At 33.1% G+C, this 20,511-nt stretch carries 17 protein-coding genes and 2 pseudogenes; 8 read left to right on the top strand and 11 right to left on the bottom strand.

Annotation, left to right across the window (positions count from 1 at the left end):
- The first annotated feature begins 98 nt into the window (after window positions 1-98).
- The 3 genes and pseudogenes from EVI01_RS00480 to EVI01_RS00470 all read left to right on the top strand — a co-directional run bounded on the left by EVI01_RS00480 (window position 99) and on the right by EVI01_RS00470 (window position 5,207).
- Window positions 99-2,288, top strand: a pseudogene (locus EVI01_RS00480) (type IA DNA topoisomerase).
- Window positions 2,289-2,395: 107 nt separating this feature from the next.
- Entirely contained in the window at window positions 2,396-2,680 is a 285-nt protein-coding gene (locus tag EVI01_RS00475; protein ID WP_174270064.1) for a hypothetical protein, read from the top strand.
- 373 nt (window positions 2,681-3,053) lie between these two features.
- A complete protein-coding gene (locus EVI01_RS00470) occupies window positions 3,054-5,207 on the top strand; it encodes a helix-turn-helix domain-containing protein (protein ID WP_010750998.1) in 2,154 nt (717 codons plus the stop codon).
- A gap of 131 nt (window positions 5,208-5,338) precedes the next feature.
- On the opposite strand, the gene EVI01_RS00465 is transcribed toward EVI01_RS00470, so the two are convergent.
- Together EVI01_RS00465 and EVI01_RS00460 are read right to left on the bottom strand one after the other, a co-directional pair.
- Entirely contained in the window at window positions 5,339-5,839 is a 501-nt protein-coding gene (locus EVI01_RS00465; protein ID WP_010750997.1) for a hypothetical protein, read from the bottom strand.
- 324 nt (window positions 5,840-6,163) lie between these two features.
- Window positions 6,164-6,505, bottom strand: coding sequence for a DUF624 domain-containing protein (locus tag EVI01_RS00460; protein ID WP_010750995.1), 342 nt, complete (start codon window positions 6,503-6,505; stop codon window positions 6,164-6,166).
- 158 nt (window positions 6,506-6,663) lie between these two features.
- Between EVI01_RS00460 and EVI01_RS00455 the strand changes: the two genes are divergently transcribed.
- The 4 genes and pseudogenes from EVI01_RS00455 (at window position 6,664) to EVI01_RS00440 (ending at window position 11,566) form a co-directional block, all read left to right on the top strand.
- Window positions 6,664-8,034 carry an alpha-L-fucosidase gene (locus tag EVI01_RS00455; RefSeq protein WP_010750994.1) on the top strand — a complete coding sequence of 457 codons (1,371 nt, stop codon included), beginning with the start codon at window positions 6,664-6,666 and terminating at the stop codon, window positions 8,032-8,034.
- A 14-nt stretch (window positions 8,035-8,048) separates the two neighbouring features.
- The gene (locus EVI01_RS00450; protein WP_010750993.1) at window positions 8,049-9,002 is read left to right on the top strand and encodes an ABC transporter permease; all 954 of its coding nucleotides are present in this window, start codon (window positions 8,049-8,051) and stop codon (window positions 9,000-9,002) included.
- 16 nt (window positions 9,003-9,018) lie between these two features.
- Entirely contained in the window at window positions 9,019-9,933 is a 915-nt protein-coding gene (locus EVI01_RS00445) for a carbohydrate ABC transporter permease (protein WP_010750992.1), read from the top strand.
- Between the two features lie 27 nt (window positions 9,934-9,960).
- Window positions 9,961-11,566: pseudogene (locus EVI01_RS00440) on the top strand (type 2 periplasmic-binding domain-containing protein).
- A 540-nt stretch (window positions 11,567-12,106) separates the two neighbouring features.
- Here EVI01_RS00440 and EVI01_RS00435 read toward each other — a convergent pair.
- From EVI01_RS00435 to EVI01_RS00405, 7 genes are all read right to left on the bottom strand, one after another.
- On the bottom strand, window positions 12,107-12,355 hold the full coding sequence (locus EVI01_RS00435; protein WP_010750989.1) for a hypothetical protein: 249 nt from the start codon (window positions 12,353-12,355) through the stop codon (window positions 12,107-12,109).
- Window positions 12,356-12,513: 158 nt separating this feature from the next.
- On the bottom strand, window positions 12,514-12,759 hold the full coding sequence (locus tag EVI01_RS00430; protein ID WP_010750988.1) for a hypothetical protein: 246 nt from the start codon (window positions 12,757-12,759) through the stop codon (window positions 12,514-12,516).
- Between the two features lie 272 nt (window positions 12,760-13,031).
- On the bottom strand, window positions 13,032-13,880 hold the full coding sequence (locus EVI01_RS00425) for a hypothetical protein (RefSeq protein WP_146811481.1): 849 nt from the start codon (window positions 13,878-13,880) through the stop codon (window positions 13,032-13,034).
- A 761-nt stretch (window positions 13,881-14,641) separates the two neighbouring features.
- On the bottom strand, window positions 14,642-15,586 hold the full coding sequence (locus tag EVI01_RS00420; RefSeq protein ID WP_010750986.1) for an L-lactate dehydrogenase: 945 nt from the start codon (window positions 15,584-15,586) through the stop codon (window positions 14,642-14,644).
- 378 nt (window positions 15,587-15,964) lie between these two features.
- Entirely contained in the window at window positions 15,965-16,195 is a 231-nt protein-coding gene (locus EVI01_RS00415) for a hypothetical protein (RefSeq protein ID WP_010750985.1), read from the bottom strand.
- 194 nt (window positions 16,196-16,389) lie between these two features.
- Window positions 16,390-16,686 (bottom strand): hypothetical protein, encoded by a 297-nt coding sequence (locus EVI01_RS00410; protein WP_010750984.1) that lies wholly within the window; start codon window positions 16,684-16,686, stop codon window positions 16,390-16,392.
- A 178-nt stretch (window positions 16,687-16,864) separates the two neighbouring features.
- A complete protein-coding gene (locus EVI01_RS00405; RefSeq protein ID WP_010750983.1) occupies window positions 16,865-17,893 on the bottom strand; it encodes a Gfo/Idh/MocA family oxidoreductase in 1,029 nt (342 codons plus the stop codon).
- A 195-nt stretch (window positions 17,894-18,088) separates the two neighbouring features.
- On the opposite strand from EVI01_RS00405, the gene EVI01_RS00400 reads away from it, so the two are divergent.
- Window positions 18,089-18,961, top strand: a complete 873-nt coding sequence (locus EVI01_RS00400) for a MurR/RpiR family transcriptional regulator (protein WP_010750982.1) — start codon at window positions 18,089-18,091, stop codon at window positions 18,959-18,961.
- A 244-nt stretch (window positions 18,962-19,205) separates the two neighbouring features.
- On the opposite strand, the gene EVI01_RS00395 is transcribed toward EVI01_RS00400, so the two are convergent.
- Both EVI01_RS00395 and EVI01_RS00390 read right to left on the bottom strand, forming a co-directional pair.
- Window positions 19,206-19,811 carry a TetR/AcrR family transcriptional regulator gene (locus EVI01_RS00395; protein ID WP_010750981.1) on the bottom strand — a complete coding sequence of 202 codons (606 nt, stop codon included), beginning with the start codon at window positions 19,809-19,811 and terminating at the stop codon, window positions 19,206-19,208.
- A complete protein-coding gene (locus tag EVI01_RS00390; RefSeq protein WP_010750980.1) occupies window positions 19,804-20,508 on the bottom strand; it encodes an ABC transporter ATP-binding protein in 705 nt (234 codons plus the stop codon). The genes EVI01_RS00395 and EVI01_RS00390 overlap by 8 nt, the downstream gene beginning before the upstream one ends.
- Window positions 20,509-20,511: the final 3 nt, after the last annotated feature.

The following is a 20,511-nucleotide window of genomic DNA, read 5'->3' as shown; positions in this document are numbered from 1 at the left end:
TTTTTCATTCAAAAATAACTTTTTTTATTGTCAGATGCGAATGTTTGTTCCATAATAAAGAAGTCTAAAAAAAGACGGAGACAACGGAGGGAGAAAAGATGAAGACTGTCATATTGGCCGAAAAACCTTCCCAAGCAAAAGCTTATGCTGAAACATTCAAAAAACGAAAGCGCCATGAGGGATACTATGAAATTAGTGATCCGTTATTCACTGGAGAAGTAACGATTACTTATGGATTTGGTCATTTAGTAGATATGGTGCCACCAGGTGCATATGATGAACGCTGGAAAAAATGGTCCTTAGCAAATTTACCGATTTTCCCTGAAACTTTTCGCTATGAAGTACCTAAAGATAAATGGGCACAATTTTCCATTGTAAAAAGAGAATTACAATCAGCGGATACAATTATCATTGCAACCGATGGTGATCGTGAAGGAGAGGCAATTGCTTGGTCAATCATTATCCAAGCCCAAGCATTCAAAAAAGAGAAAAAAATTCTTCGCCTATGGATCAATTCTTTAGAAAAAGAAGCCATCTATGAGGGATTTAAACATCTGAGACCTGGAGAAAACTATTTCCCAAAATACAAAGAAGCAAAAGCTAGGCAAAATGCTGATTGGTTGATTGGTATGAATGGTAGCCCATTGTATAGTTTACTTCTCCAACAAAAGGGAATCGATGGCAGTTTTTCTTTAGGACGTGTTCAAACCCCTACTTTATATATGATTTATCAGCTACAAGAGACCATCAAACACTTTAAAAAAGAACCTTATTTTGAAGTAGAAGCGCAGATCACTAGTGAGCAGGGACAATTTATTGGAAAACTTGATCCTAAAAAAGCTTTTAAAACCGCGGAAATGTTACGTCAAGAAATTGAAAAACTAGGAGCACATTTAGGAAAACAATCTGGACAAATTTTAGAAATCACCAAAAAAGAAAAATAAATAAGTAGTCCTCGTTTGTTTTCACTATCAAGTTTACAAACAAAAATGAATCAAATCATGAAGGCTAGTGCAAAAGCAACACTTGATGCGGCACAAGGATTGTATGAAAGTAAGTTTTTAAGCTATCCTCGAACAGACTCTTCTTACATTACAGAAAATGAGCATCAATATTTAGTGAAAAACCTAACGCGTTACAAAGATTTTTTGGGAATTGGTACAGTAGAAACACCAGAAGTACATCCTAAAAAAAGATATGTCGATGCAAAAAAAGTTCAAGAGCATCATGCGATTATCCCTACAAAAACGATCCCTTCAAAAGAACGCTTTGCTCAATTATCGAGGTTACAACAAGCTATTTATTTACAAGTTGCGAAGACAACCATCGCAATGTTTGCTGAAAATTATATTTATGAAGAAACGACTATTTATACTGGGGTATCTGAGTTACGCTTGAAAAGTGTTGGTCGGGTGCCGATTAAACCCGGTTGGCAGAAAATTTTAGCGCCAAAAACAAAAAAGAAAGAATTACAAGTGTTACCAACTGTTGAAAAAGATCAAATTGTCGAGGTTGACTTAAAGAGTCTGGAAAAAGAAACTCAACCACCTAAACCTTACAATGAAGGTACATTGATTACCGCAATGAAAACGGCTGGAAAAACATTAGATGATGAAGAAGCTCAAGAAATCTTGAAAGAAGTCGAGGGGATTGGTACAAAAGCCACTCGCGCCAATATCATAGAAAATTTAAAACAGCGTCATTATATTGAAGTTAATAAAAATGAAATTACTGTGACAGCTAAAGGGATTACGTTGTGTAAAGCTGTCGCCCAAGAACCTTTATTAACAAGTGCAGAAATGACAGCACAATGGGAAGGCTATCTAAAAAAAATTGGGAATAAAGAAGGTACTCCCGAAGTCTTTTTAGAAAATATCAAAAAATTTATCCTCCATTTATTGGAGGCTGTACCTAAGCAAATACCTCAAGTGGATTTATCCGCTGAAATCAATGGGACACGACAAATAAAAGCAATGGAGAAGAAGAATGATCAATTAGGGCGTTGTCCAAAGTGTAAAAAAGGCACAGTCATGTTGTATCCTAAAGTTGCCACTTGTTCTAACTCAGAATGCGACTTTAAACTTTGGCCGACAATTGCTAAGAAAAAATTAACCAAAACCAATCTGCGTGAATTACTATCCAAAGGAAAAACCAGTAAAGTAATCAAAGGTTTTACTGGGAAAAAGGGAAAATTTGATGCTGTATTGGCATTAAAGGAAGATTTATCCATTGGTTTTTCATTTCCTTGGATGGAAAAAACCGAAAATAATCACCACAAAGAAAAATAAAATATATTCCGAAAAGTGTTAGATTGTTTACTTAAACATAACAACTATAGGGAAACATAAGGAGTTTTAGTTTGTTGAAGAAAGTTCATTCATTTTTAAATTATTTTATGGGAGCGATCATGATTGTCGCAATTTACCAAGCGTTGTTAAAATATCCAGAATATGGCACTAAGCTATTGTCTGTTACCAAAGCCCCAACTGCCTATTCGCCCACGCTAATTTTATCCACTCTGACAGCTGGAGCAAAAAGCGCAACCTATTTTTTGCATCAAACCAGTAGCATGCTTAAACGAAAAAAACAGCGAAAACAATTGATGATGGTTATAGCTGCTATGGGGATTATTTACTTTTTACCTGTACTTACGCAGTTATTTCATCAATACTTTCGTTGAAAAAAATTAGCTCGTTGTTCGTTGCCTAAAGGAGAAGTCAGTATTGCAAGTAAAACCTCAAAAACCAAGTAGATTCTTCTGTAACATCGATGACTATATTTTTCGTGTTTCAAAATACAACCCAAGAAAATAATCGGCGATGAATAGCCACAGATCCAATAAGCCAGAATTTACGAAAACTATTTTTTAGTTTTAAAAATTCTGGCTTATTTTTCAGACGGTTACTTATGCTTTCTAAAAAGGTAGCGATTTGTTTCTTTTAACATTACTTTCGCGGAAATAATTTTAGTTATCCGTATTCTTTTTGCGTGTTGAAGCGCTTACTTTCTTGTGCTACTATGACGGTATTACAAGATTATAGTGGGGTGTATAAATGTATAGAAAAACGAAAACATACAAAAGTAGTACGTCAAAAATAATAAAAAAATTGCTCCTTATTTTTACGCTTCCTTTTGCGATCTTCTCATGGATTTTTTATTATACAACAATGAAAAGTTTCGATCAGCACATTTCGTTAATAAGAAAAAGCCACTCAGAACGTTTCTATTATTCTTTATCTCTGACACTGTTAGAGTTAGATTTTTTAGCAAATCAATTAGTGAGGGATCCTCAACTTTCTTTAACTCTTTTAGAACATCCATATTATGGAAAGGAAGGAAAAGCAAGTTTATTCACACATAAAGCAACCAACCATCTGATTAAAGAAGTTTATATTTATTACATAAAAAAACAACCAGATATTCTTTTTTCCTCTAGCGGTAGATACTCGCTTGAGACCTTTCTTTCTATAAATTCAGCAAATTATGAGCTTACACAACAAGAGTTCATTACATATTTAGAGACAAAAACACCTAAAATGATGGCTCTAAAAGCCATTGATAATGTGTCACCCTCGCGTTTTTTCTATCTCGTGCCAATCCCAGAAAAGATAGAAGGGACAAATTTATTAGCGATTTACGAAATGGATACGATCGATCTGGAGCAAAGGACAGATCTTTCCGTAAAATATTTAGAAAATTATAGCGATTCATTCAATAAAGCCTCTCCTTCAATAACTGCAATAGACTACCCAAATATAAATAAGAAATTGACTAATCCTATAACAGATAAGGACAACGCTTCAACCTTTTCTATTATCAATATGGAAGAAGAAATAAAGTCCATTGAGCTGGACAAACGGCGTTTCTTCTTGTTATTCATTTTTTGTTTCATCTTTTCTTTAAGTGCTGTGGCCATTTTTAGTGTATATAAACTTAGCCCTATCATAAAAATCGAATCCTCTGTCCAAAGACTAAAAACAAGCATGCCGATCCGATCCTTAAAAGATTTACACCAGATTTTGACAGATTTTTTTGCAAATTATCAAGTATTACTAAAGAAAAACAAACAACAGCTCCCCTACGCAAGAGAACATATTTTCCGACTTTTATTGGATAGGCGTTTAGAAACGGAAATTGAACTAAACAATCTTTTGGAAGCAATACATATGGATTTACAAGCAGTTTCATATTTTATTTTAACTATTGATTTAGGGAGCATAAAACAGAAAGATTTTCCCATCCAACTATTGGAAATAGTCGAAACAGATTATCAAGCATATGTAGTGGAACGCTTGGTGACTGAACCCACAGAAAGACTCGTATTAGTAGTAGGAATAATGGATGAAAGACACCAAATGAAAGTCGTTGAGGCCTTAAGAAAAAAGTTGATACTTTGTCTTAATGAAGATTTGATATTGGGTGTAGGCTCTACGGTAGATAGCTTATTTTCATTACATATCTCTTATGTGGCTTCACTGATTGCTCTTCATCATAAGTCAGAAAAAATGCATCTTATTTATTATTCTGATATTTCTAACGAGGAAACATACCCAACCATTGATTATACAGATGGACAGATTTTCAAATTAACGAATCACTTAAAAAAAGGAGATGTTACTAGTGCGTTGGAGATGATTCATCAATTGATTTCGATCAGTCTTTTTAAAATGAACTCATTAAGTCTTCAACGTCTGTATGGCTATCATTTATTGAATGCCATCATTCAAACAGGTAACGAACTAATTGGACAGAATATTTTGAAAGAAGTGGAAAACTATGTTCCTTTTTCGAATTTATTACAATTGGAAGAGCAGTTAAAAAAACTAGCGAGAACGATTTGTTCTACAAAACAAAAGCCTACAAAGGAAAGTGAAGAAAATTTAAATCAAATGATCATTGATTATATAGGAGATCACTTTCATTCTGCGCAAATATCGTTAGCATCAATCGCAGAGGTATTTAACGTTTCTCCTTCTTATATTAGTCGGATGATACGTAAGGAAATAGGACTTTCCTTTTCGAAATACATTCAAGAGTTGAGATTCAAAAAGATTAAACTTGAACTTATTCAAACTGATTTTCCGATCAAAGAAGTCATTCGTAAAAATGGTTATTATGATACCTCAAATTTTACAAGAAAGTTTCGAATCATTGTCGGATTAACGCCTGGTGAATATCGAAAAATGAAAAAAAGAACAAAGATATAATAGGAACGACAAAAACCCTTATTCATCAAGTGATTTTTATAGTATCTATGATGGCTAAAGGTATTTTAACCACGTGACCATTCAGCAAGTTTTTTTACTTATAAAATTCCTATACTAGTGAAAGAGATAAGTTAGAAAGCACGTGTAGATTCATCAAGTAGTTCAGTGTTAGTAATAAATGATTGCTGAATCTTCCACTGATTTTTTTCTTTTAAAAATGTATAGTGGATTTGAGCAATATGATTTTGATAGTGCTGTCTGCCTTGATTGATTGTTTTCTGGTAAACAACAACAAATAATGAATCTTTTTTTTGATTTAAGACTTGAAAGGAAAGTAACTCGTGTTTTAAATCATAGGAATCAAAGACTATTTGAAGTTGTTTTGCAGTTGCTTCTTGGGCGTCTTTTACCAATGTATCAATGTAGGAATCAAGGTCTTTTTTATTCGTTGCTACTATTGATTGTTTTAATAATTTGAAACATTCTTCTGCTGCAACCAAATCGGTAACTCTTCCAGTTATTGTAAGTGGCTCTCGTTGCGATGAATCACTCAATGGAAAATCAGGAGCTTTAAAATATATTGTAGCAATAAGTAAAATTAATAGGAGAAAATAGAAGCCCGTTTTTTTCATAATTCCACTCCTTTTCCTATAAATAAAATTCTTCAATCAGTCACTTTGCATCAACCAAGCTTTCTGCTTTTTCCATTCCCTGATAGGCAAAATAACTAATTGGGAATAAGAGCATGGGTATGGAAACGAAAAAAAATAGTATAGGTAAGTATATCAATAGAACGCTAGTTAGAAAAAGACTGATAATCATAGCAAGTGTTTGAAAAGGACTAATTACAATTAAAAGAAATGCACGTAGAAAATAATGAATGAAAGATAAATGATAACGTAATAAAGTAGGGAAGAGATAAAAACCAGCTAAGATGACACTAATAAGCAACACGATCAAAATGAAATGGAGAAAGGCATTTTGAATGGTTCCCGAGAAATTTTTAAATCAATTAAAAGAAATAAGAGAAGTCCGCTGTGGAAATAGCCTAAACAATTGACCATCCAATAATTTTGTTTAGCGGTTCTTATAAACCAAAGTCGAAGCATGGGAGGAGCTTCATTTGTGGTCCACGTTGCTAGAAAAAATTGCATAACTGTGGCTGTCGCTGGAAAAATGCCAAAAATGATCCCCCCTTGTAAAACGATTATTAACCATAAGAGTTGCAATTTGAAAAGTAAAATCAATCCATTGCCTAAACGATATGAGAGTTCAAAAAAATGATTGGATGTTGGCATTATATGCACTCCTTCCTTTTTAGATATATTACCTAAAGCATATCAGTAGAAAACGCTTTTTTTCTATCCTTGTACGGATATTACATATCGTTAATTTTTACATATTGTATTTTCCCGAAGGCCTAGGTAATTTAAAGGAGGAAGGGAGTGGTAAAGTAATGAATGATGTTCGAAAAGACATTGAGACAAGTAAATATGTGGAAGAAAGTTCCGAAATCTATCCTGAGACAGAAATGTTAAAAAAGAGACTAGAGTGGTTTCAGGATTTGAAGTTTGGTGTCATTTTTCATTATGGATTATATGCTCAAGCAGGAATTGTGGAATCATGGCAATTATCGGAAAAAGATACTTGGGCACGAGAAGGAAACCCATATAGAGAAACGATTGAAGAATTACAGATAGATTATTGGAACTTAATTCGTACATTTAATCCGGTAGATTTGGATGCAACTAAATGGGCAGATCTTTGTCGACGTGCTGGGTTCAAATATTGTATTTTTACTACAAAACACCATGACGGATTCAATATGTACAATACGACGGAAACCGAATATAAAATTGGTGGAAAGTTAAGCCCGTTTAAGCGTGATATAGTTAAAGAAGTTTTTACAGCATTCCAGCAAGCCGATATAGCAATCGGTGCCTATTACTCGAAAGCGGATTGGTTCTCGCCATTTTATTGGCTAGATGATGCAACTATAAAAGGAAGAACTGCTAGCTATAATCCTCTTGAACATCCTGAAATATGGGCACGCTATGTTTCCTTTGTTCATCACCAGATAGAAGAAATCACAAGTAATTATGGCTCTATTGATTTATTATGGCTAGATGCTGGATGGTGCAGACGTGGAAAAGAAGATTTGCAAATGGACCAATTGGCAGAACTAGCTCGAAAAAATCAGCCAGAATTGATTATTGTTGATCGCATGATGGGTGGAAGACATGAAAATTACGTAACACCTGAACGAAAAATACCAGAATTACACGAAATTCCAACGAAAGTATGGGAAAGTAATATCCCAATAGGCAATGACTGGGGTTATGTACCGCATGATATATTTAAAAGTAGCCAAGAATTAATTGAAAATTTGATTGATGTGGTGAGTAAAGGTGGGAATTTGATCTTAGGGGTAGGGCCTACACCTAAAGGAGCCATCACAAAAGAAGAAACGGAAATTTTAGAAGAAATTGGTACTTGGTTAACTATCTATGGAGAAGGTATTTATGAAACGCGTGCCCAAATAAAGGAATCTGCAACTGACTGGCGTTTTACTTATCAAAAAAATGGGAAAATACACTATGCATTTCGCAGTATTCGCCAAGAATCGACAATATTTGTTCCGTTAGTTGATATAAAAGCAGATGAACAATCAACGATTAAAGATCTAGCAACAAATGAAATACTGACCATTTATAATGAAAATGGCAAAGCTTGTATTTCATTGAATGAAGTGACATGCCCGAAACATGGGGCAATTGGCTTACGAATAACGAAGGGGGGAGAAAATTCGTTTGAAAACGCATTCTAAAGGGGGAGGGTGAAATGAGATCAAATGATTCTCATCAAATAAAAGCCGGTAAAAAGACAAAATTTCAAGAAATAAAACTAAAAATAAAGAAAAGTCAACAACTCTATTTGTTTGTTTTACCTGCTTTCTTAGTTTTGTTAATTTTTTCTTATGGTCCAATGTATGGGATCATTATTGCTTTTAAGGACTATATGCCATCTCTTGGTATTATCGGAAGTCCTTGGGTGGGATTCAAACATTTTCAACGTTTTTTTGAATCTTATTATTTTTGGGACCTTATAAAAAATACTTTGGGTATAAGTATTTATTCATTAGTTGTGAGTTTTCCATTACCTATTATTTTGGCATTAGCGTTGAATGAAATTAAAGATGGTCCTTTTAAAAAAATTACACAGACAGTGACTTATGCGCCGAATTTTATTGCTGTGGTTGTTATGGTCGGGATGATTATTGCTTTTTTATCGCCATCAACAGGAATGATTAATCATTTTTTAAATTTCCTTGGTTTTTCTCGGATCAATTTTATGACGGATCCTAAATGGTTCAAAACCATTTATGTTTTGTCGGGAGTGTGGCAAGGAACTGGCTGGGGATCTGTCATTTATTTAGCAGCTTTATCAGGGGTAGACACTCAACTTCATGAAGCGGCAACAATTGATGGTGCTTCTCGTCTCCAAAGAGTGTGGTACATTAATTTACCGACAATCATGCCAACGATGGTCATTTTGTTGATTATGAGTTTTGGCAGTTTAATGTCAGTGGGCTTTGAAAAAGTAATATTGATGCAAAATCCGTTAAATATGGAGTCGTCAAATGTGATTGCTACATTTGTTTACCAGCAAGGGCTATTGGATGCACAATATAGTTTTGCCTCAGCCGTGGGTCTGTTTAATTCAGTGATCAATTCTATCTTACTACTTGTAGTTAATCACGTAGCGAAACGCTTAAGTGATTCTAGTTTATTATAGAAATGGAGATGGAAAAATGACAAAAACGAAGCTGGTAAAAGAGACAAAAACAGACAAAATATTTTTAGGTTTTGTCTATGTATTCTTGGGTGTTGCATTATTGATTGTTCTTTATCCTCTACTTTATATCATCAGTGCATCCATTTCGAATCCGCACCTAGTTAATTCTGGAGAAATGTGGTTATTTCCTAAAGATATTACACTGGATGGGTATCGCACGTTATTAGGGAATAGTAATATTTGGCGAGGGTACTTAAATACAGTTTATTATACTGCTCTTGGTACAACGATTAATTTATTGGTCACTTTACCTTGTGCATATGCTTTAGCTCGAGCTGATTTTTATGGACGAAAAGCTTTTACAAACTTTATGCTTGTGACGATGTTTTTATCTGGTGGTCTGATTCCATCGTATCTATTGATTCGAAGTTTAGGAATGTTGAATACTGTCTGGGCATTAGTCATTCCGGGGTGTGTATCGGTTTATAATGTTGTTGTCACTAGAACTTTTTTTCAAACAACGATTCCAAGAGAAATGGAAGAGGCTGCGATTGTCGATGGTTGTTCGAATTTTCGTTTATTCATGAAAATTATTTTACCTCTGTCAACACCTATCATCGCCGTAATGGCTTTGTTTTACGGTGTAGGACACTGGAATAGTTTCTTTAGCGCATTGATTTATTTGTCAGACAAATCAATGTATCCGCTTCAATTAGTTTTACGTGAAATTTTGATTTTACAAGATATGTCATCCAATACTGTTAGCAACGTCAGTGCTGATACAGCCAATATGCTTTATAGTAAACAGCAATTAGAGGCTGTGATTAAATATGGGGTCATGATCGTTTCGACACTACCAATTATTATTATTTATCCATTTTTACAAAAATATTTTGTCAAAGGGATGATGGTAGGATCAATTAAAGGTTAAACAAAATAATATTTAGGAGGATAAAAAATGAAAAAAAAGATGTTTTTCGCTATTTGTTTGGCATGCAGCTTCTTAGTTCTTTCAGCATGCGGTAATACGAAGAAAAAAGAGGAGGGGAGTAAAGCAGAAGTCGAACTAAATTTAGATAGTCAATTCCCGATTATAAAAAAAGGGCATGAACTAACTTTACATATCATGGCTCCGAACGCTGGTTTGGCTGAATGGAAGGATATGCCTACTTTAAAAGATTATCAAGAAAAAACAGGTATACAGCTAAAATACACAACCCCGCCTTTAGCTGATTTTGGAACGCGTCTAAATTTGGCTTTTGCATCCGGCGAGCTACCTGATGTTGTTTATGGTGCGGATTCTAGGACGTTAACTTCTTCAATGGAAATTGATTATGGTTCTCAAGGTATTTTATTACCATTAGAAAAATATATCACACCTGAATTAATGCCTAATTTTTATGCACTGACTCAAGAAGACCCGACATTGCTAAAATCGATCACAACACCAGATGGCCATATTTATTCTTTACCAATGGTGTCAAGAAATGCTACTTCGATTTGGTGGCAAGGACCGATGTGGTATAACGGTACATGGTTGGAAAAACTAAATATAACAGAATTACCAACGACCGTTGATGAGCTCTATGATCTGTTGTTACGATTTAAAAATGAAGATCCTAACGGTAATGGTAAAGCGGATGAAATTCCATTATCAGACGTTGATATGAATTCAACAAGAGTTTGGTTAATGTCAGCTTTTGGTCTTCGTACGAGAGGTATACAAGTGGATGATGACAAAGTTTTCTATACGCCAACAACTGAAAATTATAAAGCATATCTAGAATATATGAACAAGTTATATACAGAAGAGCTCCTGGATAAAGAAGTTTATGGTCAGTCGGATGAACAAAAGAAAGCCAAGGGACAAAATAATCAATTAGGCTTGTTTGCTGACTATTTTAGTTTCTTTACGACTGGCAGGACAGAAGTTGAAGCGATGAAAGATTTAATGTTTCAACCCTTAACTTCTGAATGGTCGAAAGAAGCGGTTATCCCAGGAAGTCCTAGAATTTCTAGAGGGACATTTGCGTTAACCAATGTAAATCCTGTATTCTGAAGAAGGGGCAAAGTATTTAGAACAAGGACCAGAAGGAGTTTTTTGGGAATATCAGACAAATAGTGCTGGAGAAAAAGTGCGTGTTTACACGAAAGAGGTTGATTTAGATAATACAGAAGATGAACGCGGAAAAATTACGCCAGCTTACGGATTGACGACACCTAATATTGTGACTGATACGGGGAAATATAAAATTTTAACGTCCGCAGAAGAAGCACCCGATACTCGTTTTGATGATTGGGTCGCTACGGAAACGAAAGAAAAAATGGAAAATATCGCAAAAACACCATTTCCTTTGCTTTATTTAACAGTGGAAGAAAATGATAAAATTTCAGCAGTAGCTACGGATCTAAGTACATATATTGAACAAATGGAAGCGAAGTTTATCACGGGAGTAGAGCCTTTAAGTAAATGGGATGAATTTGTTTCCACCATTGAGTCAATGGGTATCAAAGACTATGTCAAAGTATACCAAACGGCTTATGATCGTTGGAAAGAGAACTAGAGGTTGTGTGACAGACAGGGCATCAAGATCGGCACAATTATTTCAAAGAGTCTTTATCACTTAATCGCATGGTTGTGATTAATGGGACTAACAAATTAATTATTACCATGAATGCAAGAGTGTATTCCAATCTTATAGAATCTAGCAATAGTAATCACGTTACACTAAAATTTTCAGCAGATAAAATGAATTAAAGTAAGGAAACCTTACAAGCTACTGTTATTTAGTAACTTGTAAGGTTTTTTATTTAGTCAAATAGAAAGAACACGTAATTTAAGAAGTTAACAGAATGATAAAGTATTGATGTGCTGGTACAAATAAAGATCAGTAAGAATAATAAATGAAAGAAAACCTTTAAATAGGGAGAAGTTTTTAAGAAGTATCTTATTTATTTTATCTTAGTTTACATAATATATATTATACAAAGTAGATTCAAATTGCATGTATTTTGTGTATTAAATATATTTCCTTTCTTTTTTATTATTTTAAGGGCTATTAAAATAAATGCGTATTTAAAGTTTTTTCTAATTTTCAATTCTATCATCTGCTAGAACTGGATTTATTTAATTCTTTATTCCTAGAAAAAGGTAAAGAAGTCAATTCCAGTCGAATTTCGTTTATTGCTATAACTGTTTCAGAAATTTCTTTAATTATATTTTTATATGCAACTAAATCTTTTCTATAATAAGTTTGCTGATTTTCAGCTTCGATAACAGATCTTAAAAATCTGAGTTTGGCTTGTAATGAATAGTATTCAATTTCAAGTTCTTTAGTTCGCGAAGGATTCAATCCAGTCACTCCATTCTATTTTTGTGAATCTATTTGTTTACATTATTAATTTGTGGTTCTTCAAGGGAACTTTACCTTCTTGTTCCTGTAATTCAAAAGTACAAAACTTATTGTACTTATTGACCAAGTAAAGAAAAAAATATAAATGTACGAAGCGCTTATAGATGCTCCTCTGTATTTATTTGTTTTTCGATGTCTTCGATCTCCGCAATAAACTTTAAAAAAGCTTGATCATATGTATGTCTAAACTCCATAAATGCCTTTAAAAGTTCATTATATCCATTAAAAGATTGGTAACGACCTTCCATAAACAAAAAATCAAATACGGACCCAGAAATATCCCAGAACTCTTTACACTCATCCACAATAAAACTAGATATTTTTTCCATTACTTCATTTTCCATCGGTTATCCTCCTAAAATTTTCTACATTTCAGAACTTAAACTAAAAACCACGGCAATAGAACCAGGAATAAGATCATCTGGGCATTTAACACAGACATTGAAGTGTGTTTAATGAGTGATTCTCTCTTCTTGCTTAACTAAAATAGTTATTTTCATCTTGTTGAATCGTGTATTTTCACTTTCTGTTTAACAGATGGTCGTTTTAATTCTTTTTTCTTTGGAGTAAATTACTTTTATGTTTCAGTTATTTCTGTCTTTTTAAAAGATCATTTCTATTTATAGATTGACCATAAATTTCTTTGTAGATCTTGCTGTTTTTGTTTGGTTGTTTGTTGATTTTCAGAAGAGGATTGTTTGGCTGTGTCCATCCTCATCTTCAATGGACGATCATTTCTATTTTTGATTATTTTTGTGTAAGTCTGTTCATTGATGTGGAATAATTTTTTGTCATCAATCTCTACTTTATTTGCTAACAAACGATTTTTGTTCAATGATTCATCAAGTTGTCTCAGCTCTTTCTTATCTTTACCATGATAATTGTTAAAGCCTAACATCTTACCAAGCCTAGAGTTTTTCATCCAGTTGGTAAAACGTTTTCCTTTCTTCTCTTGACTACTAGATAACGTCAAAGTATGATCAGATACTGATTTTTTTTCTTCCGCTTTTATATTTAATGGACGCTCATCTATATTTTTGATTATTTCTTTATAAGTCTGTTCATGAGCGAATAATTCATTTTTGTCATCAAGCTGTATATCTTTTGCTACCAAATGATTTTCGTTCGATTTTTCTTTAAATTGTCTCAGTTCTTTCCTATCTTTATCATAATAAATATTAAAGCCTAATATTATAACATCGTCAGTTTTTTGATCAAATTCGAGAAGTGTTTTTCCAAACTTCTCTGGGTTATCTTGTAATACGAGATAATGCATTTCTTTAACTGATTTGTTGTAGGTTTGCTGTTCTTTTTGATTAGATTTTATTTCAGTAGAATCAGTATCAAATTTTTTTATCAATTCTCTAACAGAAGAAGTTTTAACTTCTTCTTGTTGATCAGTTACCTTTTGATTCTTTATCTCTGCGTAAACAACAGAATTTTCAACCATTGTGGGTCTAGCCATGTTTGTACTTTTTGGATTTTCTAGTTCTGCATAAATGAGCTTCTTTTGTTGTTTTTTGTCGCTGGGCATGATATCTCCTCCAAAAATTATTTTAAAATCAAGTTAAACTGACATTTTTTCTTTTCTTAGATAGCACTTTTTATCATAAATGTATATTTAATAGAATAAACAGGAAAGCATTGTAATAACTTAAAGACTACTGGCAAGTTCAATTAATTGGATCAATATGTTTAAGTCCATCATTTATCCTGCTATTCCCTTCCCCTTTCTTGTTTTTTATGATAGTTTTTTACTAAAGTTAGTTTCAGGATTACTTGAGTTAAGCCTTTTGATGATTGCTTTTATGTATAGCTATTTTTGCTTTTCCTATGGTAGTCTTGTTTACTGATAGGGATTTTATTCGTTATTCACGTGTGAATGGGTTCAATTTTTTTTAGAGATTTGTTTGGTTTTATTTTTGGCACTCCTTTCCCTCCTTTTACTAGCTAATAAGGATAAGACGGCTTTAGCATTCATTTTTTCGTCTATGAAAGAACGTATTTACTAAAAATATTCGTGTGAGTTTCTATTTATTATCCAAAAGTAAACATCACTTTATACATACTTTCATTCTATAACAATTATAAAATGCCAACAGAACAATTATTTCTGAAAAAATAATAAAAAGTATACGAAGAAAATGAACGATAAAAAAAGTGTCTCTTAAGTTCATTTAAATTCTAACTTAAGAGGCACTTTTAAGATTTATTTTTTACAAGTAACTACAATACAGTATTTAATACTTTTCTTAACTCACTAACTGATTGCTTGAACATTTGACTTTCTTTTTCTGTGATGGATAGTTCAATGACCTCTCTCACTCCATTTTCATCAACAATGGAAGGTACTCCAGTAAAGATGTCATTTTCTCCATATTGTTCTGTCAAATAGGCAGAAACAGGTAAAACTGCTTGTTCATTGTTCAATACTGCTTTAACAATTCGTGCAGTACTCATACCAATACCGTAGTAAGTTGCTTTTTTACGATCAATGATTTCATAAGCTGCATTTTTAACTTTGTCTGCAATAATGGTTAAATCTTTTTCTTCAAGACGATGATCCTTTTCAACAAATTCCATAATTGGCTTGCCACCGACTGTTGTGTGAGACCAAGCTGCTACTTCAGAATCGCCGTGTTCTCCTAAAATATAGCCATGAACACTACGTGGGTCAATTTCAAGTTTTAAAGCAATTTCTTTTCTAAAACGTGTAGTATCTAATGTTGTACCAGTTCCAATTACACGTGAAGCAGGCAATCCTGATTCTTTCCATGCAATGTAAGTTAAAATATCTACTGGGTTTGAAGCAATAACCAGTACGCCATCAAAACCAGAGCCCATTATTTGTTTTACGATATCTCTCATAATGTCTGAATTGGTTTTCACTAAATCTAAGCGAGTTTGTCCAGGTTTTTGATTGATTCCTGCTGTAACTACTACTAAATCGGCATCGCTACACTCAGCATAATCACCTGACCAGACAGCGACATTTTCTTCTCCCCATGCCATACCATCTAAAAGGTCTAAAGCCTCTCCTTCCGCTTTTTCTTGATTAACGTCTATTAATACCAATTCATTTGAAATTCCTTGGTTAATCATTGCATAAGCAATACTTGTTCCTACGAAACCAGTTCCCACGATGACTACTTTTCTACTTGTTTTTTTCATGCTCTTGTACACTCCTTTTCCTAACCTTTGTTATTTTCATGAAAATTATAGTTCAAGCTTGAAAATTTATCAATATAATGTAAATTATAGTTACTATAAATATTTTTTATAGTAAACTATTTAAGAAGCTTGCCTTGAACATATTTTCAACGTTAACAAAAAGGAAAAAATCATGGCTAATTTAAATAATAAATATCTTAGATAAAACAGAATATGCAAGGAGAACAGTTTCACCATAGAAATCGCTACAAAAAAACCGAAGACCACGAAAATTACTTTTAAAATTTTCGTGGTCTTCGGTTTTTTACTGTAAGTAAGCACTTCTAGTATCACTTTTTTTAAGAAAGTTAATACCAAGATTATGTATACATATTTGGCTTATTTAAACTTTTTATATTGCCCTTGTTTTGAAGTTGTTTTTGATGAGAAATTCTTGTTTGGTGATTTATCTGTCATTTTTTTACTTAATAATAGCATGAAAAAAACGATCAAAACCATTCCGCCTAAAATCAAAAACATATGATCTGATAAAAAAGTCGTTACTAACCCAAAAATATCTGTTTGAGCAATCTTACTTGAATTGGTGATCTTTAACCAAAAGTTTTCCATATATTCCTCCATATTATTCATTTAAAATAAATATATTTGCCCTACAACATAAAGAATAATACAAAAATAACAAATTAAGATAACATTTTTTTCTCGAAAAGGAAAAATTGTTTCTTGAAAAAAAGAGAACAGCGAAATTGCTGTTCCTTTTTCATAAATATTCAACAAAGAAATTTTTAGAGAACAAATTAGGCTTATTTCTTTGAGTGATGTTTTGAAGTCAAATGTTCAAATTTTTCTTTTACTTCTTCTGTTATCTTTTCAACTTCTTTCTCGAAGCCATTTGTTCCTTCTGTCTCTTCTTCTTCAACTGAATTAGATCCAGATAAGGCGACTTCTTTTTTTTCGCCTGAATTTGTTCCAGATAAAGACTCTTGTTTGTTTTGTGTTTCTCCAGAGTTTGTTCCAGCTAATGCAACATCTTCTTCTGTTTTGGGCGCCATGGACCCTCTTAAACGTTTGCCTTTTTCTTCCTCATTGTAGTTTGTCATACGTATTCCTCCTAATAGTTACTTATTTTATAGTACATAAAAATAAAATAACTGACAAAACATAAGAATACAAACAAATCGCTTTCTCATTGATATATTTTATTTGTCTCTTTTAAATTTCATAAATAAGGTAATTTTTATTGCCTGCATAAACGACTGTTGGCATCGTTTTATTTTCTTATCTTGCTTCTTTTTCTTGAATTTCTCTAATCCCCTCTTCTAAAATTTTCATTTGAAGAAGCGTCTCTTCGTCTTTTACGATTTTTTCAGCACCATGGATAAGAGTTTCATAAATTCCTTCATAGACCCGACTATAATCTCCTACCTCAGAGATGACTTTTTCTTCATGGTAACGATTGTCTTCATCCATGTAGGTAAGTGTTCCATAATGTTCAGGTTGATCAATACCAAAATCTTTATTTGTTGGCATATAGAACATTTTTAAGTGTTCTTCTTGGCGATCTTTTGTTTGTTTCACAAACATTCCTTTTTTTCCATAAACAACAAAACTTGGACGTTCTTTTATGCGGAAATAACTTGATTTTACAGAGATTTTCATTGTTCCATAGTAAAAATCAAGATCAAAATAATCGTTCATACGACCTTTACCTAATAGCTGTCTCACATCATAGTGAATATCGTCAGGTTCTCCAAAGTAGGAAATGACTTGATCCACTGTATGGCAAGCATGTCCATAAAGATAGCTGTTCGCTGTTGAAAATTCCATCGTGTTTTCTGGGACTTCTGGTCTATAGTAATCATAGTGCATTTCGATTTCTAAAATATCTCCAAGTTTTCCACTTTCAATGACTTTTTGAACCGTTAAAAAGTCCGAGTCAAAACGTCGATTTTGATAGCATTGGATGAACAATCCTTTTTGTTTTGCTAAATCAAACAATTCTTTTGCTTCCTCTGAATTTTCCGCAAAAGGTTTTTCAACCAATACATTTTTTCCGTGTTCAAGAGCCATTTTTCCATATTCAAAGTGAAATTGACTAGGTGTTGTAATAACCACCAATTGGATCTCTGGGTCATTCCAAAGAGCATCCAGTTGATTCGTATATTCAATATCATCAAACGTTTCCCAAACTGGTTCAGACGGAGAAAAAATTTTCTTGATTTTGATTTTATCTGTTAATTTTCGAGAAAAAGGCAAATGATAGCGGTTTGTACTTTTTCCATTTCCTAAGTAGGCAATTGTTAACATAAATATCCCTCCAAACAATGATTACTCTTAGTATATATGAAAAAAATCTATTATTAATGTTTTGATCAAAATTAGAAAAAAATGTTCAATAAAAGTTTACTTTCTTTCTTGTAAATGAAAATAATGTTTAAACTCCCTGAAAAATAGTAGCTAAAAAGAAACTTATTCAGTAAGATTGATTTGGAGGTAGCATACATGTTAATTGAAGATAAATTATTACGCCAAGATACATTTACAAATACAGAAAAACGGATCGCAGATTATTTGAACAGAAATCTTGAAACGGCGGTTTATATGACCATTGAAGAGCTAGCAAAAGCGACTTACACTTCACATTCTGCGATTATTCGTTTATGTAAGAAACTAGGATTTTCTGGGTTTAGAGAATTTCGCTTTGAATTAGGTCGAGAAGTCCATCGCTTGATGACACAATTCAACCAAGTGATTGATCCAAACTTTCCTTTTACTGATGAGGATGATGGACAAACGATTGCCAATAAAATGGCAGATCTCTCTATTCAAGCCATAAAAAAAGCTCAGTTGCAACTAGAAAACCAGCCATTAGACTCTATTGCAACAAGACTGAATCAAGCAAATCGGATATTTGTTTTTGCAAAAGGAGATTCGCAAATCACCGCTCGTAAATTCCAAAACAAATTAGTCAAAATCAATAAATTCTTAATTTTAGCGGAAGAATACAGTGATTCTTCTTGGAATGCGGCAAATTTAACGGAAAATGACTGTGCAATCTTTCTGTCTTATAGTGGAAAAATCCATCATTATGAAAAAATCATGACCTATTTAAAGCATGTCGGTGCTTCGACATTGCTAATCACTGGTAATGAGCATTCAGAAATGGCCAAACAAGCAACCATGCGTTTAATTGTCTCACAAGACGAATTAGATTTTGCTAAGGTAGCCACTTTTTCGTCACAAATTGCTTTTGACTATGTATTAAACACTCTTTACTCGGTCATGTATGCACAAAACTACCAAGAAAATATTTTGAATTTAAAACAAAAACAAGGATTGATTCAAAAAGGACTGTTAAAGGAATACCGGAATTGAAAGAAGAAAACTAGTTGCTATTTTGTTCCATCCTTTGTGCTAATTTGTAAAAAATCTAGACAGATAAACGAAAAAATTTAAGTTTATGTACGAATGGTAGCTACCCATTTTCTTCTTATTTGCAAAATAGAATAAATAAAAGGAGAGCTATGCGTAAACATAGCTCCAATCTAAAATAACAGTAAATTTATGATGGTTAGCTACAGGTGGTTATCTAAGTACCTGTAGCTAACCACTAACCTTCTTATTTTCCTTTCTTTGTTAAACCAGGTGTCAACCATTTGACTTTGTAATGAAAGTCTTGGAGCAGTTGTTCACTGGTCCAATCATTTGCGATGAAATCCGTTAATGAATGGATGATTAGTTCCATAACGAAATATAAAAAACTAAGGGCTTCGTCTTCACTTTTTATCGAAAAGTCATTCATTTCTAAAAGTTTGAACCACTCTTTGAGCATCTTTGATTCAGAAGAAGAAGTGATTCTCTTTTGGGTACTTACATCATTGCTTTTAGTTAACAATTGAATGGCCAACCAATCACTACTGGAACGATCCAATGTCGTGCACCAAGCGAGATAACTTTCTATTCCTTGAAAGAAATTTTTTTGATTATTACTAATAGACTTTAATATGTTGTGATGAACGTAAACGGAATAATGATGGATTGTGTAAGTATAAGCATCTTCTAAATCTTCGAAGTACTTATAAAAAGCGCCACGAGACATGCCAATTCCTTCTACAATATCTGCTACTTTTACTTGCATGTGTCGATTTGAAAAATTTTGCAACAAAATCTCAAGTATTCTTTGTTTCTTTGAAGAAGAAAGATTAAGAAAAGTTGCTTTAGGCATGTCTATTTACTCCTTCTACTTCTCTACGGTCTTCGAATAACTGTCCGTCCTTCATTCGATAAACACGATCGCTCCATTTGATCATCCGTTCATCATGAGTAACCATAACCGTTGCTTTTTGTTTTTCATGAGCTTCTTTTACGAGTAATTGAACGACTTCATAAGCATGATCTGTATCTAAACTGGCTGTAGGCTCATCCGCTAAAATCAAACTAGGATCATTAAATAAGGCGCGAGCAATCGCCACACGTTGTCTTTCCCCACCAGAAAGTTCTTTCGGATAGCTTTCCTTTAATTCATAAATATCAAGTGATTTTAATAAAGCATCAATAGTTGCTTCTTCTTTTTTCTGACGGTTGACTTGATTGACTAAATAAAATTGTTCTTTGACTTTTAAAAAGGGAATCAAATTTGAGCTTTGTAAGATAAAGCCAATTTCTTTAAAACGTAAATCGGCTCTTTTTGTCTCAGATAAATTTGAAAAAGATTGTTCATTGATTTTGATTTCTCCAGATGTTGGTGTTTGTAAGCTGCCTGAAATGGTCAAAAATGTACTTTTCCCCGAGCCAGAAGGACCAATGATACTCACAAATTCTCCTTGCTTCACGTTGAAATTAATCCCTTTTAACGCCGTTACTTGTGTATGGCCTTTGCCAAATGTTTTAACAATATTTTTCATAGTTAAAATATTTTTCATTTC

This window comes from Enterococcus villorum, assembly GCF_007990225.1.
In the GTDB taxonomy this organism is placed as follows: Bacteria; Bacillota; Bacilli; order Lactobacillales; family Enterococcaceae; genus Enterococcus_B; species Enterococcus_B villorum.
Note: the sequence above shows the minus strand (reverse complement) of the source record. Positions and strands in the feature narration are given on the sequence as shown.

Bases quoted from the DNA above. Each gene is read 5' to 3' on its own strand.
- EVI01_RS00445 (WP_010750992.1), top strand. From the start codon at position 9,019: ATGACAAAAACGAAGCTGGTAAAAGAGACAAAAACAGACAAAATATTT.
- EVI01_RS00410 (WP_010750984.1), bottom strand. From the start codon at position 16,686: ATGACAAACTACAATGAGGAAGAAAAAGGCAAACGTTTAAGAGGGTCC.
- EVI01_RS00425 (WP_146811481.1), bottom strand. From the start codon at position 13,880: ATGGCTAGACCCACAATGGTTGAAAATTCTGTTGTTTACGCAGAGATA.
- EVI01_RS00460 (WP_010750995.1), bottom strand. From the start codon at position 6,505: ATGCCAACATCCAATCATTTTTTTGAACTCTCATATCGTTTAGGCAAT.
- EVI01_RS00405 (WP_010750983.1), bottom strand. From the start codon at position 17,893: ATGTTAACAATTGCCTACTTAGGAAATGGAAAAAGTACAAACCGCTAT.
- EVI01_RS00455 (WP_010750994.1), top strand. From the start codon at position 6,664: ATGAATGATGTTCGAAAAGACATTGAGACAAGTAAATATGTGGAAGAA.
- EVI01_RS00420 (WP_010750986.1), bottom strand. From the start codon at position 15,586: ATGAAAAAAACAAGTAGAAAAGTAGTCATCGTGGGAACTGGTTTCGTA.
- EVI01_RS00430 (WP_010750988.1), bottom strand. From the start codon at position 12,759: ATGGAAAATGAAGTAATGGAAAAAATATCTAGTTTTATTGTGGATGAG.
- EVI01_RS00395 (WP_010750981.1), bottom strand. From the start codon at position 19,811: ATGCCTAAAGCAACTTTTCTTAATCTTTCTTCTTCAAAGAAACAAAGA.
- EVI01_RS00415 (WP_010750985.1), bottom strand. From the start codon at position 16,195: ATGGAAAACTTTTGGTTAAAGATCACCAATTCAAGTAAGATTGCTCAA.
- EVI01_RS00390 (WP_010750980.1), bottom strand. From the start codon at position 20,508: ATGAAAAATATTTTAACTATGAAAAATATTGTTAAAACATTTGGCAAA.
- EVI01_RS00470 (WP_010750998.1), top strand. From the start codon at position 3,054: ATGTATAGAAAAACGAAAACATACAAAAGTAGTACGTCAAAAATAATA.
- EVI01_RS00400 (WP_010750982.1), top strand. From the start codon at position 18,089: ATGTTAATTGAAGATAAATTATTACGCCAAGATACATTTACAAATACA.
- EVI01_RS00465 (WP_010750997.1), bottom strand. From the start codon at position 5,839: ATGAAAAAAACGGGCTTCTATTTTCTCCTATTAATTTTACTTATTGCT.
- EVI01_RS00450 (WP_010750993.1), top strand. From the start codon at position 8,049: ATGAGATCAAATGATTCTCATCAAATAAAAGCCGGTAAAAAGACAAAA.
- EVI01_RS00475 (WP_174270064.1), top strand. From the start codon at position 2,396: ATGGGAGCGATCATGATTGTCGCAATTTACCAAGCGTTGTTAAAATAT.